The sequence below is a fragment of the Brevibacterium sanguinis genome (assembly GCF_039528855.1).
Classification (GTDB): domain Bacteria; phylum Actinomycetota; class Actinomycetes; order Actinomycetales; family Brevibacteriaceae; genus Brevibacterium; species Brevibacterium sanguinis.
The window spans coordinates 62008-77703 of sequence record NZ_BAAAMB010000004.1 but is presented as its reverse complement, the minus strand read 5'-3'; the positions used below and the strand labels follow the sequence as shown (position 1 = coordinate 77703).

Annotated in this window: 14 protein-coding genes; 9 read left to right on the top strand and 5 right to left on the bottom strand. The window is 69.8% G+C overall.

Annotated features, from left to right (window positions below; all coding sequences use genetic code 11):
- The first annotated feature begins 64 nt into the window (after window positions 1-64).
- Complete coding sequence (locus ABD154_RS04445; protein WP_344250324.1) at window positions 65-1063, top strand: LysR family transcriptional regulator; 999 nt, start codon at window positions 65-67, stop codon at window positions 1061-1063.
- Complete coding sequence (locus ABD154_RS04440) at window positions 1060-1950, top strand: serine hydrolase (protein WP_198499965.1); 891 nt, start codon at window positions 1060-1062, stop codon at window positions 1948-1950. Before ABD154_RS04445 ends, ABD154_RS04440 begins: the two co-directional genes overlap by 4 nt.
- A gap of 38 nt (window positions 1951-1988) precedes the next feature.
- Here ABD154_RS04440 and ABD154_RS04435 read toward each other — a convergent pair whose 3' ends face one another.
- The 3 genes from ABD154_RS04435 to ABD154_RS04425 all read right to left on the bottom strand — a co-directional run bounded on the left by ABD154_RS04435 (window position 1989) and on the right by ABD154_RS04425 (window position 7003).
- Window positions 1989-2720 carry a response regulator gene (locus tag ABD154_RS04435; RefSeq protein WP_198499966.1) on the bottom strand — a complete coding sequence of 244 codons (732 nt, stop codon included), beginning with the start codon at window positions 2718-2720 and terminating at the stop codon, window positions 1989-1991.
- A gap of 128 nt (window positions 2721-2848) precedes the next feature.
- Window positions 2849-5050, bottom strand: coding sequence for an ATP-binding protein (locus tag ABD154_RS04430; RefSeq protein WP_344250321.1), 2202 nt, complete (start codon window positions 5048-5050; stop codon window positions 2849-2851).
- A gap of 81 nt (window positions 5051-5131) precedes the next feature.
- Entirely contained in the window at window positions 5132-7003 is a 1872-nt protein-coding gene (locus ABD154_RS04425; RefSeq protein WP_344250319.1) for an MOSC domain-containing protein, read from the bottom strand.
- A gap of 111 nt (window positions 7004-7114) precedes the next feature.
- Here ABD154_RS04425 and ABD154_RS04420 point away from each other — a divergent pair, with 111 nt between their 5' ends.
- The 3 genes from ABD154_RS04420 to ABD154_RS04410 all read left to right on the top strand — a co-directional run bounded on the left by ABD154_RS04420 (window position 7115) and on the right by ABD154_RS04410 (window position 10038).
- Entirely contained in the window at window positions 7115-7405 is a 291-nt protein-coding gene (locus ABD154_RS04420) for a metal-sensitive transcriptional regulator (protein ID WP_137824935.1), read from the top strand.
- Between the two features lie 129 nt (window positions 7406-7534).
- Window positions 7535-7747 carry a heavy-metal-associated domain-containing protein gene (locus ABD154_RS04415; RefSeq protein WP_198499969.1) on the top strand — a complete coding sequence of 71 codons (213 nt, stop codon included), beginning with the start codon at window positions 7535-7537 and terminating at the stop codon, window positions 7745-7747.
- Window positions 7747-10038 (top strand): heavy metal translocating P-type ATPase, encoded by a 2292-nt coding sequence (locus tag ABD154_RS04410; RefSeq protein ID WP_344250315.1) that lies wholly within the window; start codon window positions 7747-7749, stop codon window positions 10036-10038. Before ABD154_RS04415 ends, ABD154_RS04410 begins: the two co-directional genes overlap by 1 nt.
- Window positions 10039-10207: 169 nt before the next feature.
- Here ABD154_RS04410 and ABD154_RS04405 read toward each other — a convergent pair whose 3' ends face one another.
- Entirely contained in the window at window positions 10208-11002 is a 795-nt protein-coding gene (locus ABD154_RS04405; RefSeq protein WP_344250313.1) for a MerR family transcriptional regulator, read from the bottom strand.
- A gap of 68 nt (window positions 11003-11070) precedes the next feature.
- On the opposite strand from ABD154_RS04405, the gene ABD154_RS04400 reads away from it, so the two are divergent.
- The gene (locus ABD154_RS04400) at window positions 11071-12123 is read left to right on the top strand and encodes a hypothetical protein (protein ID WP_344250311.1); all 1053 of its coding nucleotides are present in this window, start codon (window positions 11071-11073) and stop codon (window positions 12121-12123) included.
- Window positions 12124-12189: 66 nt separating this feature from the next.
- Here the strand turns inward: ABD154_RS04400 and ABD154_RS04395 are convergent, their stop codons facing one another.
- On the bottom strand, window positions 12190-12453 hold the full coding sequence (locus ABD154_RS04395) for a hypothetical protein (protein WP_137824930.1): 264 nt from the start codon (window positions 12451-12453) through the stop codon (window positions 12190-12192).
- Between the two features lie 192 nt (window positions 12454-12645).
- Between ABD154_RS04395 and ABD154_RS04390 the strand changes: the two genes are divergently transcribed.
- Genes ABD154_RS04390 through ABD154_RS04380 form a run of 3 tightly spaced genes read left to right on the top strand, consistent with a single transcriptional unit; the run spans window position 12646 to window position 15542 of the window.
- The gene (locus ABD154_RS04390; RefSeq protein WP_232623760.1) at window positions 12646-13308 is read left to right on the top strand and encodes a hypothetical protein; all 663 of its coding nucleotides are present in this window, start codon (window positions 12646-12648) and stop codon (window positions 13306-13308) included.
- Window positions 13308-14258 (top strand): response regulator transcription factor, encoded by a 951-nt coding sequence (locus ABD154_RS04385; RefSeq protein ID WP_137824929.1) that lies wholly within the window; start codon window positions 13308-13310, stop codon window positions 14256-14258. The genes ABD154_RS04390 and ABD154_RS04385 overlap by 1 nt, the downstream gene beginning before the upstream one ends.
- A gap of 3 nt (window positions 14259-14261) precedes the next feature.
- Entirely contained in the window at window positions 14262-15542 is a 1281-nt protein-coding gene (locus ABD154_RS04380; protein ID WP_344250307.1) for a sensor histidine kinase, read from the top strand.
- Window positions 15543-15696 lie beyond the last annotated feature (154 nt).

Sequence of the window (15696 nt, the reverse complement as noted above, 5' to 3'; positions counted from 1 at the left end):
GTCCAATATCACATGGAGTTCGAACTATGCACTTTCTGATATACGTCCAGGTGGAATCGGGTCGATGAACCTCCTCAAGAGCCTCGAAATGTTCCGCGCCGTCGCCGAACATGAGAGCTTCACGCGGGCCGCCGACGAGCTCTCGCTCGCGCAGCCGCCGATCTCCCGCGGTGTCGCCGAGCTCGAGAAGCACCTCGGCGTCCGCCTCTTCGATCGCAGTTCACGGCGGATCCGGCTCACCGCCGCCGGCCGCGCGGTGCTGCCCGACGTCCTCGAGATCCTCCGCCGCATCGACGGGCTCGCCGAGACCGCCGGCCGTCGCGATCGGGGGCTCGTCATCGGGGTGAGCGGGCAGCTCGACCCCGCCGTCCTCATCGCCGCCACCCGCGAGCTGCGCCTTGCCGGCGCTCCCCCGCGCTTCACGCCGGCGGAGGCCGCGGACCTCGATGACCTCATCGGCGCCGGGGAGATCGACGCGGGCCTCGACGTGCGCGGACTCGGGGCACCGGCGACGACGTCACGGCGGCGTCAGGTCAGCGACCTCGTCGTCGACCTCGTCGCCGCCTCGCCGAGGTTCGCCCCGCACTCCGAACCCTCGAGCATCAGCGCCGCGGACCTGCGGGGCATGCCGCCGGGCATGGGCTTCGGCCGGCATGCAGAGCGGGAGTCGGTGACCCTCCTGCCCGAGGACGCCGGGCTCCTCCACGACTCCGGGCTGCTCACCCCGCTCGTCGCCCGCGGCATCCACCTCGGGCAGCTGCGGGTCGCCGACTCCGAGTTCGACGCGGTCACCCACGTCTTCGCCCATGAGTCGGTGCTCCTGTGCACGCCGCAGACGGCCCGCACCCACAGCCTTCCCCACCGGAGTCTCCGGGATGTCGAACTCGCCCGCCGCGTCGAGGTCGTCGGGTCGGAGAGCTGCGATCTCGCCGGACTCATGGAGACCGCCCCGGCGCTCAGAGCGGCGATCGCGGAGATCCTCGGGGCCCGTCCCCACCGTACGCACGCGGTGGTCCCCGACGGGGACGGCCGCTACGCCGATGAGAGGCTGTTCCGACCGTGAGCGCGACGACCGTCATCGACGAGATCAACGGAGTGTGGACCGGCCTCGGTGCGCAGGGCTTCCTCTTTGCGGAGCACCTCGGCACGCACCGGTCGCTGGGCATCCGGGAATCGGCGCGGATTCCGCTCGCCTCGGTGGGCAAGGTCGCCGTCATCGCCGGTCTCCTCGACGCGGCCGCCGACGGCGCCGTCGACCTCACGCAGCGCCTCCTCGTCGATCCGGCGCACTCGACCCCGGGCGGGACGGGGATCGCGGGACTCCTCGACCCCGTCGAGATGAGCGTCCGCGATCTCGCCGCGATGGCCCTGTCGGTGAGCGACAACGCCGCCGCGGACACGCTCTTCGACCTCGTCGGACCCGACCGGATCATGACCGTGCTCCACCGCGGCGGGATCCGGTCGTTCGAAGTGACCTCACCGATGTCCCACCTCTACGACGTCCTCGCCGAGGTGGCCGCCGGCGATGAGGCGCAGGCCCTGGCCGTCGCGGCCGCCGACGCCCGCTCCGGGCGGGTTCCGCAGCTGCCCGATTCGGCATTCAACACCGGCACCGTGCGCGCCACCGCGAAGCTCTTCGAACTCATCCACACCGGGCGGCTGCTCGGACCCGAGGGGTCGGCGACGCTGCGGCGCCTGCTGCAGAAGCAGATCTTCCGCCATCGCATCGCCGCCGGCTTCCCGATGGATGCCGTCCAGTACTACGGGAAGACGGGCACGTTCCTCAACTTCCGGCACGAGGCCGGGGTCGTCGTCGACAGCGACGGCTCCGCCTACAGCATCGCCGTGTTCACCCGGTCATCGATCGCGACGTTCTCCCAACCGGAGCTCGATGCGTCGATCGGCTACTGCGCGCGGCTCGCGATCGAGCACCTGCGCACCCTGGGGTGAGCCCGCCGCCCAGACGCACGGGCCGCGGACGTCCCGGTTCACTCCTGTTCGACGACGGTGTATTCGAGGACGGGGCGCCCGGCGGAGCCGTAGCGGGGACGGCGCTCGAGCATGCCCGCATCGGCCATCGCCTCGAGGTAGCGACGCGCGGTGACCCGGGAGACGCCGAGGCTCGTGGCCACCTCGGCGGCGGACTGCCCCGGCTTGTCCGTGAGCACTCCCCTGACCTCCCCCTGCACCCCGTCGGGAACCCCCTTCGGGGTCGCGGTCACGGTGTGCGTGCGCAGGGCCGCGATCGCGGTGTCGACCTCGTTCTGCGTCACCTCGCCGTCGGGACAGTCCGCGCCGAGGCGGAAGCGATACGAGGAGTACGCGTCGAGCTTCGACTTGAAGACGGGGAACGTGAAGGGCTTGATGATGTACTGCGCGACCCCGTAGGACAGCGCCTCCTGGACGATCTGCATGTCGCGGGCGGCGGTGACCGCGATGATGTCGACGTCGACGCGCTGCCCGCGGATCGCCCGGCAGACCTGGAGGCCGTGACCGTCGGGGAGGTTCATGTCGAGGAGGACGAGATCGATGCCGTCGGGGTCGAGGCCGAGGATCTTGCCGGTCAGCGCCGCCATCGCCTGCGTCGCGTTCTTCGCGACCCCGGCGACGTGGTAGCCGTCGATGCGCTCGATGTACTTCGCGTGAGCGCGGGCCGCCACGGCCTCGTCCTCGACGACGAGCACACCGATGCTCGAATCAGGCTGAGAACTCTCTGACATGCCGCCAGTCTAGACCGCTGTCCGACGGGCGCTGCGGGGAATGTGTTCCAGGCTCGGCACATCCGCGACGACGGCCGTCGTCGCCCGACGGCGCCGGTCGGCAAGCCTCCCTGTGGCCCGCTCCGGCGCTACTGTTCGGTAGTCCGAGTCCGCTGTGCGGCGGCCATGTCGTCGGGCAGCCAGACGGTGAGCACGGCCCCGCTGAACTCGTCTCCGTCCTCGCCGCGGCCCTGGACGTCGATGGCCCCGCCGAGGCGGCGGACGGCCTGGACGACGAGCGAGAGTCCGACTCCCCTGGTGCCCGTCTGCTGGCGGCCGCGCCCGCTGTCGGTCGTCACCCCGTCGTGCTTCGTCGACCAGCCCCGCTCGAAGATCGCGTCGAGGTCCTCCTCGGCGATGCCGGGTCCGTCGTCGCTGACCTCGATCGTGAACCCGCTCGCACCGCCCGCGCCGCTGAGGTGGACGTGGACGCGCTTGTTCTCCGGCAGCACGTCCTGCCTGCTCAGGGCGTCGAAGGCATTGTCGATGAGGTTGCCGAGGATCGTCGCGAGGTCCCGGTCATCCCCGCCGAGGCTGCCGGTGAGTCCGACCGTGTCGACCGTCATGTCGATGCCAACCTCGCCGGCCTGGGCGATCTTCGAGAGCAGGAGCGCCGAGAGGACGGGATGGTCGAAGCTCATCTGCCCGTCGCCGGTGACCCGGCTGAGGTCGTCGAGGTCCTTCGCGGCGAAGTCGATCGCCTCGTCGACATGACCGGTCTCGAGGAGGGAGATGACCATGTGCAGGCGGTTCGCGTACTCGTGGGTCTGCGCGCGCAGCGAATCGGAGAACGAGCGCACCGAGACGAGCTCACCGGTGAGCTCGGCGAGCTCGGTGTGATCGCGCATCGTCACGACCCACGTGTCGCTGCCCTCATCGGTCGGCTGCTGGTTGACGATGAGCACCCGATCGTCGGTGTAGTGGAACTCGTTGCGGGCCCAGCGGCCCGACGCCAGGAGGTCGATGAGCGCCTCGGGCAGCTCGAGGTCCGACAGCGGGATGCCGCCCTCGGGTGTCGTCGATTCGACGGCGTCGGGAGTGGTCGTGGTGGACTTCGAGCTCGCCGAGGCGGTGGTGGGTGTGGCGCTCGCCGAGGCGGTCGCGGAGGCCCCAGTCACCTCGGTGTCCGCAGTCACCTCGGTGTCCCGCTTCGCCCGGGAATCCGCAGGGGTTCCGTCGGTCGCGGTAGTTCCTGTTCCCAAGGTCGTTGCGGAGTCCGCGGTCGTTCCGGTCTGCCCACGAGTCTCGTCGGATCCCACGCCTGCCGCGTCACCGGGACCCGCGCCCGCATCCTCGGCGGACCCCGTACCATCCGCCGCCGACCCCGCACCCTGCCGCTTCGTGCCGACGCTCGGGAGGCCGAGGAGTTGGCGCGCCTCGGCGTTGATGAGGACGATCCCGAGCGACCGGTCGATGAGCAGCAGACCCTCGGAGACCGCTTTGAGCACGGAGGAGTAGAACTCGATGATGCCCCGCAGCTCGTTGGCGCCGTAGTCGCCGGTGACTCGGCGCAGACCGCGCGAGGTCACCCACGAGGCGCCGATGCCGAGCAGCAGAGTCGCGATCGCGATGCCGATGAGCCATTTGCTCTGGGCGAGGAAGCCGGCCCGGACGGCGTCGGCGGAGTTGCCGACGATGACGGCGCCGACGACGGTGTTCGGTCCCACCTCGTCGATGCCCAGATGCTTCGCGAAGACCGGGGTGACGACGTACATCGTGCCGCCGCCCTCCCCGCCGTCGTCGAGGAACCGGACGACGGAGCGCCCGCTGAGGATGCGGGTGGGGCCGATCGACGCGGCGAGCTGGTCGATCGAGTCATCGGGGATGTCACCCGAGGATGCGGTGACGATGTTGCGCTCCATCGCGACCCGGCGATCGGCGGACCCGAGCGAGGGCGGGGTGCGCAGGTAGTCGATCGGCACGACCGCTGCGGTGTCGAACTGATACTCGTTGACGACGTTGTTGAGCATCGAGCGCACGTCGGCGCGGGAGGACGGCGCGAGGAGGTCATCGCTGACGTCGGTGTCACCGGCGTCGACGATGCCGAGGGACAGCGAGATGCTGTCCGCGGCCGAGCGGAGGAGATCCTGCTGGCGGGCGGTGTTGATCTGCGAGAGCTGGAGGTAGAGCAGGCTCGTCGTCAGGACCATGATGCCGACGAGCATGACCGAGTTCGCGAACATGATCCGCCCGGCAACCCCGTAGCGCACCCGACGGCTGAGCCGCACGACGGGACGCACGAGCGCACGCGTGAGCGTCGGACGCGTCGTCTCGTCGGCCGGGGTCGTCATGGCCCCATTGTGTCACCCGGCCGTGCCGGGATCGTGTCACCCGGGCTGTCCGGCCCGGGCTGTCCGGCCCGGTCGGAACCGTCAGAGGGCGAGGCTGATCGGACCGGCGGGGACGGCCGAGCACACGAGCACCTCGTCGGCGGCGACCTGGGCTGCCGGTTCGATCGGGTAGGCGACGGCACCGGCGGCGAGCCGCACCGAGCAGGTGCCGCACGATCCGCCGCGGCACGAACTCGCCGCCTGCATGCCGCGCGCCTCGAGTGCCTCGAGGAGAGTGCCCTGGGTCGGCTCCCAGAGGAAGCTCGTCCCCGAATCGGCGAGGGTCACCTCGGCGGGAGGCCATTCGGCGATCGCCTCGGTCATCCCGGACCGCGGGGACGCGAAGGTCTCCTGGTGGACGCCGGGCACCCCGGCCTCATCGGCCGCGGCGAGGACGGCGCGCGTGAAGTCCGCGGGCCCGCACACCATGACGTTGTCGCAGCCGGTCAGCAGCGCGACGAGCTCGGCGTGGTCGGGGCGGCCGGCCACCGCAGTGTCCCGATGCTGCGCCTCGACGGGGAGACCGGTGCCGTGGGCGCGGTCGAGGAGCCGATTCCACAGGCACGCCGTGCGCTGGTCCCGGTCGACGTGGAGGAGCCTGAGCCGCTCGGCTGCGGGCACAGCGCTGCCGCCGACGGAGGCGCCGGCCCCGACGGCAACGCCCTCAGTCCCGTCGGCAGGTGCTTCAGCCCCGCTGCCGGGTATGCCGGCCCCGACGGCCACCGGCTGACGGGCCGCTTCGCGCAGCAGTCCGAGGCTCGGGGTGATCCCGATGCCTGCGGTGATGAGCGCCGTCGTGCCGCCGAAGACGCGATCTGCCGTCATCGTTCCATGCGGTCCTGACGCGAGCACCCGTTCCCCGGCCGGCAGGCTCGCAACGGCCCGGGACCCCTTGCCCTGCGTGCGCACGGCGATCGAGACGATGTCGTCGGTGACGTCGGTGATCGTATATGTCCGCCAGAACGGCGCCCCGAGTTCGAGGTGGACGCGCAGATTGGTCCCCGGCTCGTCGAACTCCCGGATCCAGCCGAGTTCGTCGCGCAGGGAGATCTCCACGGTGTCGTGGCAGATCTGCCGGGAGTCGAGCACCGTCATGAAGCGCGGGGTCCGCGCCGTGGGCACGTGCTCCCGGGGCGCCTCGCCCTCGACGACGATCTCATCGCCGGCGGTGATCACCCCGGACTCGAGGATCCGCCCATAGACCCCGCAGTGGACGTGGCCGCACGCGGAGGCCAGCAGGCGCGGAACGTTGACGTCGACCTCGGTGGTCACCGGGTTGACGGTCGTCGCCGGGCAGCGCTCGATGGCCTGGCTGATCGCCAGCCGCACCCCGCCGAGGCGGATGATCCGGCCGATGAGACCGAACTCGGCGAACGGCGCGAGCCCGTCGAGGAGGACGTTGCCGCGGAAGCGCAGCGGGTCGAGGTCGTCGCCGGCGCCGAGTGCCGCCCGCCCCTCGTCGGTGGCGCCGATGGCCGCGACCGTGGCGGGGTTGATGAGCGAGATGCCGGACTCACGGGAGTCGAACATGCCCTGTCCGGCGACGACGAGACTGCGCGGAAAACTGCCCTGTGGGGGTATGCGGGCGCCGAGGAACTCCGCCGCGGTGGCCCGGCTCTCGAAATCGTCGGCGCGGAAGGTCGTCGCCTCCCCGTCCGGCGCGGTCAGCGTGAGCGCGGGAACCGCCTCGGCGGGGGCACTGGCCACCTGCCATCTCTGCAGGTCAGGGTCGTTCTTCAGGACCGTGAAGGCGGAGTATCGCTGCCACTGGTCGGCGGGGACGTCGAGGCTTCCGTTCGTGAAGGCGGCGACCCGGTCGCCGAGGATGCCGCGGTTCGCATCGACGACCGTCTCGGCGATCTCCTCTGCCGGGAACCCCTTGACGGGGAAGCGGAACAGTCTGACAGCACGCATGCCTCGATTCTAGGAGCACCGGGGCGACGCGGGCGGGGTGATGAGACGAATCGCACAGGGACCGCCTCGGCGGGGGTTGCGCTATACCCTACGGGGGTATAAAGTCAGGTCATGACTGAGCAACATGGATACACCCCGCAGAAAGACGCTCTGGAACGCCGGATGAAGCGGATCGAAGGACAGGTCCGCGGGATCGCGAAGATGATCGATGAGGACAAGTACTGCATCGACATCCTCACCCAGGTCTCGGCAGCCACAGCCGCACTGCACGCGGTCTCCATCAACCTCCTCGAAGAGCATATCGCTCACTGCGTCGTCGACGCCTCCGCCGCCGGCGAGGACGAAGCGCGCAAGAAGATCGAGGAGGCTTCAGCCGCCATCGCCCGACTCATCAAGAGCTGAGCGCCCCTCCAGGGCTCCGTCCCCCTTCCTCTCGGGACGGTCATCCCGCCGAGGCTGCGCTGACCTGATGAGGCACGGCGTCGATCGCCGGTCGACCGGCCGGCGAGACGTGCGAAGAAAGCAGGAGACATGACCACCACCACGATCACCGTCAGCGGAATGACCTGCGGCCACTGCGTCGCCTCGGTCACGGAGGAGATCGGTGCGCTGACCGGCGTGACCGACGTCGCCGTCGACCTCAACGCCGGCGGGGACTCCCCCGTGACGATCACCTCGACCACCGACCTCGACGACGCGGACATCCGCGCCGCGGTCGACGAAGCGGGCTACGAGGTCAAGTGATGTCGCGCGAGGTTGATCTCGACATCACGGGAATGACCTGCGCATCGTGCTCGGCCCGGATCGAGAAGAGGCTCTCGCGCCTCGACGGGGTGACCGCTGAGGTCAATCTGCCGCTCAACACCGCCCACGTCGTCATCGACTCCGACCTCACCGACGGCGACGTCACCGCCGCCGTCGAGAAGGCCGGGTACGGTGCGAGCGTGCGGAAAGCCGCCTCGGCGGGTCCCGAGATCGTCGACTACGACCCCCGGCACCTGCGGCCGCGGTTCATCGGCTCCCTCATCCTCGCGGTGCCGATCATCGCCGTCTCGATGGTGATGAGCTGGCACTTCCCGGGCTGGCAGTGGGTCGTCGGGCTCCTCGCCCTCCCGGTCGTCACGTGGGGTGCGTGGCCGTTCCATTCCGCGGCGTTCAAGGCCGCCCGGGGCGGGTCGACGACGATGGACACCCTCGTCAGCGTCGGCATCATCGTCGCCAGCGGGTACTCGTACGCGACGCTGCTGCGGGCAGTCGTCGACGGGCACGGCTGGGCGATCCCCGGGACCTACCACGTGTGGTTCGAGGCGGCAGCGGCGATCACCGTGTTCCTCCTCATCGGCAAGCTCACCGAGGATCGTGCGAAGAACCGCGCGACCGCCGCCCTGCGCATGCTGCTCGACCTCGGAGCGAAGTCGGCGACCGTGCTGCGTGCGGCCGATCCCGGTTCTCCCGGTGCCGAGGCGGGGGCAGGCGAGGGCTCATCCGATTCCGGTCCGGGGTCCCCTCATTCAGGTGGCCTGTCCGGTCATTCAGGTGACATGTCCGGTTCCGGCGAGCGCGTCGAAGTTCAGGTGCCCATCGCCGAACTCCGCGTCGGTGACGTCTTCCGCGTCCGTCCGGGCGAGAAGATCGCCACCGACGGGGTCATCGTCGCCGGTCACTCGGCTGTCGACGAGGCGATGCTCACCGGCGAATCCGCCCCCGTCGAGGTCGGGGTCGGCGACACCGTCACCGGTGCGACGATCAACACCTCAGGGGTGCTCGAGGTCCGCGCCGAACGCGTCGGCGCGGAGACGACGCTGGCGGCAATGGCCGATCTCGTCAGCCGCGCACAGCTGGGCAAACCGGCCGTACAGCGCCTCGCCGATCGCATCTCGGCGGTGTTCGTGCCGATCGTCTTCGTCATCAGCGTGCTGACGTTCCTCGCATGGGGTCTCATCAGCGGCGACTGGGCGATGGGCCTGCATGCGGCGCTCACGGTCCTCATCATCGCGTGTCCCTGTGCGCTCGGGCTGGCGACCCCGACGGCCCTCGCCGTGTCCTCGGGCCGCGGTTCGCAGCTGGGGATCCTCGTCTCGGGCCCCGAGGCGCTCGAGTCGACGCGGTCGATCGACACCGTCGTGCTCGACAAGACCGGGACTCTGACGACGGGCGTGATGACGCTCATCGGCTCGCAGCTGTCCGACGCGGACTTCGCCGTGCTCGCCCGCCTCGAAGAGCAGAGCGAGCACCCGGTGGCCCGCGCGATCGTCGAGGCGTCACGGGCGGAGCGTGTCACGGCCGGGGCGGCGACCGCCTCGGCGAGGGTCGAGGACTTCACCGCGATCCCCGGCGGAGGGCTCGAGGCGAGGATCGACGGACGCGAGGTCATCGCCGGTCGGCCCGATCTGCTCCGCGAACGCGGGATCACGGTCGACGTCGCCCCCGACGCGGTTCCGGCGGGCGCGACGCTCGTCGCACTGGCCGTCGACGGGGACTTCCGCGGGCTGACGTTCGTCGCCGACGAGGTGAGGGACGGGGCCGCCTCGGCGATCTCCGAACTCCATCGCCTCGGTCTGCGCACGGTGCTGCTGACCGGGGACAATGCCTCAGCCGCCGAGGCGGTCGCCGGCAAGCTCGGGATCACCGAGGTCGTCGCCGACGTCCGTCCCGAGGGCAAGATCGCCGTCGTCGACGAACTCCAGGCGGACGGACGCTCGGTCGCGATGGTCGGCGACGGCATCAACGATGCCGCGGCCCTGGCCGGCGCCGACCTCGGCATCGCGATGGGCTCGGGCACGGACGCGGCGATGGCGGCCTCGGACATCACGATGGTGCGGTCGGATCCGCGGCAGATCCCGCAGGCGATCCGCCTGTCGCGGCGGACGCTCGGGCTCATCAAGGGCAACCTGTTCTGGGCCTTCGCGTACAACACGGCAGCGATCCCGATCGCCGCGGCCGGACTGCTCAGCCCGATGATCGCCGGTGCCGCGATGGCGTTCTCCTCGGTGTTCGTCATCCTCAATAGTCTCCGGCTCCTGCGATTCCGGTAGACGGGCCCCTCCGGCGGGGCAGGCCCCAAGGCTCTGCGCCGCTTCCATGGTGATCTCGAGGTTCTGCGCCGCTTCCATGGTGATCTCAGCTTCGAATTCACCCTGGGGGCGGCGCACAATCGCCTTCACCCTTCCGCAGACCTGAGAGCCGGTGACAGACCGGGCACTTCTAGGCCCCTTCCGGCCCCTCGCTGGACTCCTGCGGCCCGGCATCCGGCTGCGACGGCACCCCTCCAGACTCCCCGGACGCGCCGGACTTCCCGGACTCCCCGGACTCTCCCGCCTCCCCGGAATCCTCGCGAGCTGCGCGGGCGAGGTCCTCGGCCGGCCAGAAGAGGCGTCTCGCGCGGTCGGAGTGCGCGAGCTTGCGCAGACTGTCGATGAAGACCGAGCCGAGCACCGTGCCGAGAACCGACTTCTCGACGATCGTCGCGGGGTCGTCGGTGGGGGCGAGGCTCGCGACGTCGGCGTCGGCGATGCGCTCGGCCGCCTCGGCGTAGACATCGAGATGGCCGAGCAGATCCTCATGCCCCGTGTCGATCATCGTCTCCACTGCGGTGATGAGCGGGGCGAGCGCCGGCTCATCCGCCGCGAGATTCCAGTCGCGGTCGGCGATGAGGGCGGCGATGAGGGCGGCGGCCTGCTCGCGGGCGCTCGGCGTCCCACCGCCGGGATCGGGGTCGCCGGGGCGGGCGTTGACCCCGATGATCGCCTGACCGAGCGCGACGGGCACCTGCGGCTGCGGCGAATCGAGCTCGGCGAGCACCGCCCGCGCCGACGCGATCGACATGCCGCCGATCGTCACCATCGCGCGCACGAGCCGCACCCGGTGGACATGGTCGCTGCCGTACCCGCCGGGATCCTCGGCGGTGACGGTCGCCCGCGGCACGAGGCCCTCGCGGATGTAGTACTTGATCCGCGGGATCGGCACCCCGGTCTGCTCGCTGAGCTGAGAAATCCGCATCGCCCTCCCCATCAGTTCCGTCGGCGAGCACTCTTGCACGCCCACTCCGGATAGTCTACTATCTGTTTATGGATAGCGGACTATCTGACAATGACGTCGGACGACCCCGGGAGAACGGCGCGACCCCCGCGTCGACGGGCCGCCTCGGCGAGACCACCCTGCATCCGGCGACGATCGCCTCCGGACTCTCCCGACTCCATCGCCCCCTCATCGCAGCCGCGGTCTTCGCCGCCCTCATCGCCGTCATCGCCACGGTCGGGTACTTCACCGACGACCGCACCCTCGTCGGGGCGCCGATCTGGCACAAGGCCGCAAAGTTCGGCATCTCGATCGCGATCTACACCGTGACGATCGCCTGGATGCTCCAGTTCCTGCCCCGTCGCAGCCGCATCGGCCGGGTGCTCGGAACGATCATCGCGATCGGGATCTCGGTCGAGCTCGCCTTCATCGTCGTGCAGATCATCCGCGGCCAGATGAGCCATTTCAACGTGCGCACACCACTCGACGCGGGCCTGTACTACGGCATGGGCGGGCTCATCACCGTGGTGTGGCTGGCGAATCTCGTCCTCGGCATCGTGCTCGCGTTCCGCCGACTGCCCGACCGGGGCATCGCCGCCGGCATCCGCTGGGGCACCGCGATCGGTCTCATCGGCATGGCGATCGCGTTCCTCATGACCGTCGGCGAGCTCAACGTCGTCGACATGGACGCCGCCGAGGCGCAGGGTCTGGCCGGCGCTCACAGCGTCGGAGCCGTCGACGGCGGTCCGATGATGCCGATCACCGGCTGGAACACCGAGGCGGGCGACATCCGCGTCCCCCATTTCCTCGGGATCCACGCGCTCCAGATCATCCCGTTCGCCGCCCTCGGACTCGTCCTCCTCGGGCGTCGGTGGCCGCGGCTGCGGCCGGCATCGGTGCGGGTCGGCCTCGTGCGGATCGTCGCGCTGTTCTATCTCGGCGTCGTCGCCCTGGCCACCGTGCAGGCGCTGCGCGGACAGTCCGTCGCCCAGACTGATGGCCCGATGTTCGCGGCCCTCGGCGGCCTGGCCGTCCTCGCCGGTGTCGGTGCCCTTGCCGTCATCCTGCGCCGAGGCGGCTCCCGAGTCGCACGTGTGAGCTGAGGTGAGGGCGGCGGTCGGGTGGGAGCACGAGTCGGTTCGACGATCCTCGCGCCTGCCCCGGGGACCCTACTTGAGGACGGGGTAGGACTGGTCGTCGTTCTGCGTGTCGTTGCGCATCACCCAGTTGAGCACCGCGGACAGAGCGCTGACGAGGACGAATGCGATCCCGGCGTAGATGAAGGCATAACCGAACGCATCGGAGTCCTGCCATGCGCGGGTGACGATGATCGAGAGGATGAGAACGGCGACGCCGCAGACCAGCCCCACTTTGAGCGCATCCTTGTAGGACACGGTGCTGGAGGACTTCTTCGCGGAGTTCGACGTTGCCATACCACCAGGGTACCGACTCGGGCTGAGAGGCGACAGCCGAGTGACCCTCGACCCGACTGCCGAACGGCCCTGACCCCGGCACTCGAGCACCCCTTGCACTGGACAGCCAAGCGACCATGAAGCCGACACCCGCACACACCCCGGAACCCGGACCAAGTGGACGAGTGCGGGGGAACACGCGAAAATGACAGCGTGCCCATCCCCACACCAGTGCGCAGGTCTGCGCACGCGTCGCGCGCTGCCGTCACGGCAGGCGTCCTGACCAGAGGCGGTCTCAGGACGCTGGTCGCGTGTGCCTGCGCGCTTGCGCTGCTCGTCGCGCTCGCGGCCTGCGGGCCGGACAGGGGGCTGCGCGTCGAGCCCGCGGGAAGCACCTCGCCGACGCTCTTCGACGAGTCGAACGAGGACTCCGGGCCCGCGGACAAGCCGTATTCGCTTGCCGACATCCGCACCCTCGTCGAGGACAGCTCGGGGGTCGCGGTGACCGGTCGGGCGTCGGAAACCGCGAAGGTCGTCGCCGACTGCCAGGAGTGCATGAAGTTCGGCACCCCGTTCCTCAGCGGCGACCGGAAGTTCCAGGTCGTCACGGTGCTCAACCCGCAGCAGATGAGCGAAGTCATCGCCGGGGTCGTCGTCAGCGAGTTCGAGGGCGAACCGCGCCTCGAGCTCATCGCCACGGGCAATCAGCTCACGCTCAGCCCCGGCAGGAACGGCACGCTCGTGGTGCAGGAGGCGATGTACGCCGACGGTGATGAGGACTGCTGCCCTTCGGGCTGGTCGGTGCAGGTATTCCGCCTGCATGACGGTAGGTTTGAACCGGGACAACGCTTCACGCGTCTAAATGGAGAGTCGTAATGCATATTGTGCTGGTCGAGGATGACGAGGTCATCCGCGAGACAACCCAGATCGGGCTCGAGCAGTTCGATTACACGGTGTCGGCGTTCGCCGACGGCCGTGAGGGCTATGAGTTCGTCGCCGCCCACGGTGCCGACGTCCTCCTCCTCGACCTCATGCTCCCGACGATGAACGGCGCGTCGATCTGCCGCGCGATCCGCGAGCGCTCCTCCATCCCGATCATCATCATCTCGGCCCGCTCGGATGCGATCGACATCGTCCAGGCCCTCGAGGCCGGCGCCGACGACTACCTCACCAAGCCCTTCGACATGCAGGTGCTCAACGCCCGCATCCGCGCCGTCGTCCGCCGTTTCATCACCGCCGGCACCGATCGCCTCGGCTACTCCCCCACCACCGAGGCGATCGACGAACACGAAACCGTCATCGGCCCCGGCGGCGTCATCACCGGCGACGGGATCCCCGAAGTCCTCGGGCCGAGCCCCGGCATGGACACCCGGGAGCGGATCAAGTCCCGTCTCGCGGCCGATGACACCTACCTCGGCGCCGGCGGGAAGTTCACGTCGTCACCGGGCCCGGACACGCACGACGTGGCGATCCCCCCGCGCCCCGCGTCCTCACCTCAGACGACCGCCGAGGCGGCCCCGGAGTCCGGTGAGCTCGGACCGTTCCGCACCCGGCTGGGGTCCCTCGTCCTCGACACCGGACGGCTCACCGTCGAAGTCGACGGGGAGGAGGTCCACCTCACCCCGACCGAGCTGCGCGTCCTCCTGCTGCTCACCGAGCAGCCCGAGCACGTGTACTCGCGGGAGAAGATCGCGTTCACGGTGTGGGGCTACGAGTGGGCCGGCGACTCCCGGGTCGTCGACGTCCACATCCAGCGCCTGCGCAAGAAGATCGGCGCGAACATGATCGAGACGGTCCGCGGCTTCGGGTACCGTTTCGCGGGCTGAGCCATGTCGCTGCGTTGGAAGATCTCCCTCCTCATCGTCGCGTCCGTGATCATCGCGGTGCTCTCGTGCAGCATCATCCTGCGCCAGTCCGCGGCCCGGGCCGAGGACGACCGGATGCGCTCGACCGTGACCGACCAGCTGACGAACGCGGTCAACATCTTCTCCGAGACCGGGGTGCTCACGCTCAACGCCCGCATCGACGATCCGCAGCTGCCCGCCGACGCCCGCGCGCAGGCGCTCAGGGGCCAGTCGGTGACGATCCGCTCAGAGGTCGACGGGGAGGAGATCGTGTGGGCGGCGGCCCCGATCGAGGTCGGCACGTACACCGAGGTGATCTCCGTGCGCGCGTCGACAGCCGACAGCCAGGAGCTCATCGGCCGCATCGACCAGGCCCTGCTCGTCGGCATGATCGGCTCCGCCCTCGTCGTCGGCGGTGTCGGCTCGCTCGTCGCCGGCCGCATCTCCCGCCGACTCACCCTCGGCGCACAGGCGGCGCGGAAGATCGCCGCCGGGGACACGTCGATCCGGATCGCCGACGTCGTCGACGAATCGGATCAGGAGGTGTGGGCGTTCGCCTCGGCGGTCGACACCGCGGTGACGCGGCTGAGCGAGCGCATCGACTCCGAACAGCGCTTCACCGCTGACCTCGCACACGAGATGCGCACCCCGCTCACCGGGCTCGTCAACGCCGCAAGCCTGCTCACCGAGGATTCGCGCCCGGCCGAGCTCGTCAAGGATCGGGTGCAGCGGATGCAGGTCCTCGTCGAGGACCTCCTCGAGGTCTCCCGGCTCGACGCGGGACGTGCGAACCCGCAGTTCACCCGCATCGACATCGACCAGGCGATCCGCTCGCTGCTCGGCACGATGTCGGCCTCGGGAGCACTCGCCGGGCATGAGATCGACGCGCAGTACGACGCCCGTGGCGCCCTCCTCGTCACCGACGTCCGCCGGTTCGAGCGCATCATCTCCAATCTGCTCGTCAACGCGATCAAACACGGAGCCGACCCGATCCGTCTGACCACGAGCCCCGAGCACATCGTCGTCACCGACTCCGGCTCGGGCTACCCGGCCGACATCGTCGAGACGGGGCCGACCCGGTTCGTCTCCGCCGGCGGCGGCGGCATGGGCCTCGGTCTCGTCATCGCGCAGGGGCAGGCGCGGCTGCTCGGGATCCGGCTGGTCTTCAGCAACGACCCCGACACCGGGGGTGCCCGCACCGAGGTGATCTTCCCCGATGCCGAAGCGCAGGCGATCGCCCTGCGTCAGCAGCTCGGAGTGGAGTAGGGATCCCCCACCGAGGCGGCCGATGATGGCAGTGGGATGCCCAGACCGGATCGGTCACGGTTTCGTTCGCGGATATGACACGGTGTTATGTAACCGTTACACTCCTGTAACAGTGAGTTTTCCAGCCGTCGGGACCTCTCGACGGCTGAACTAT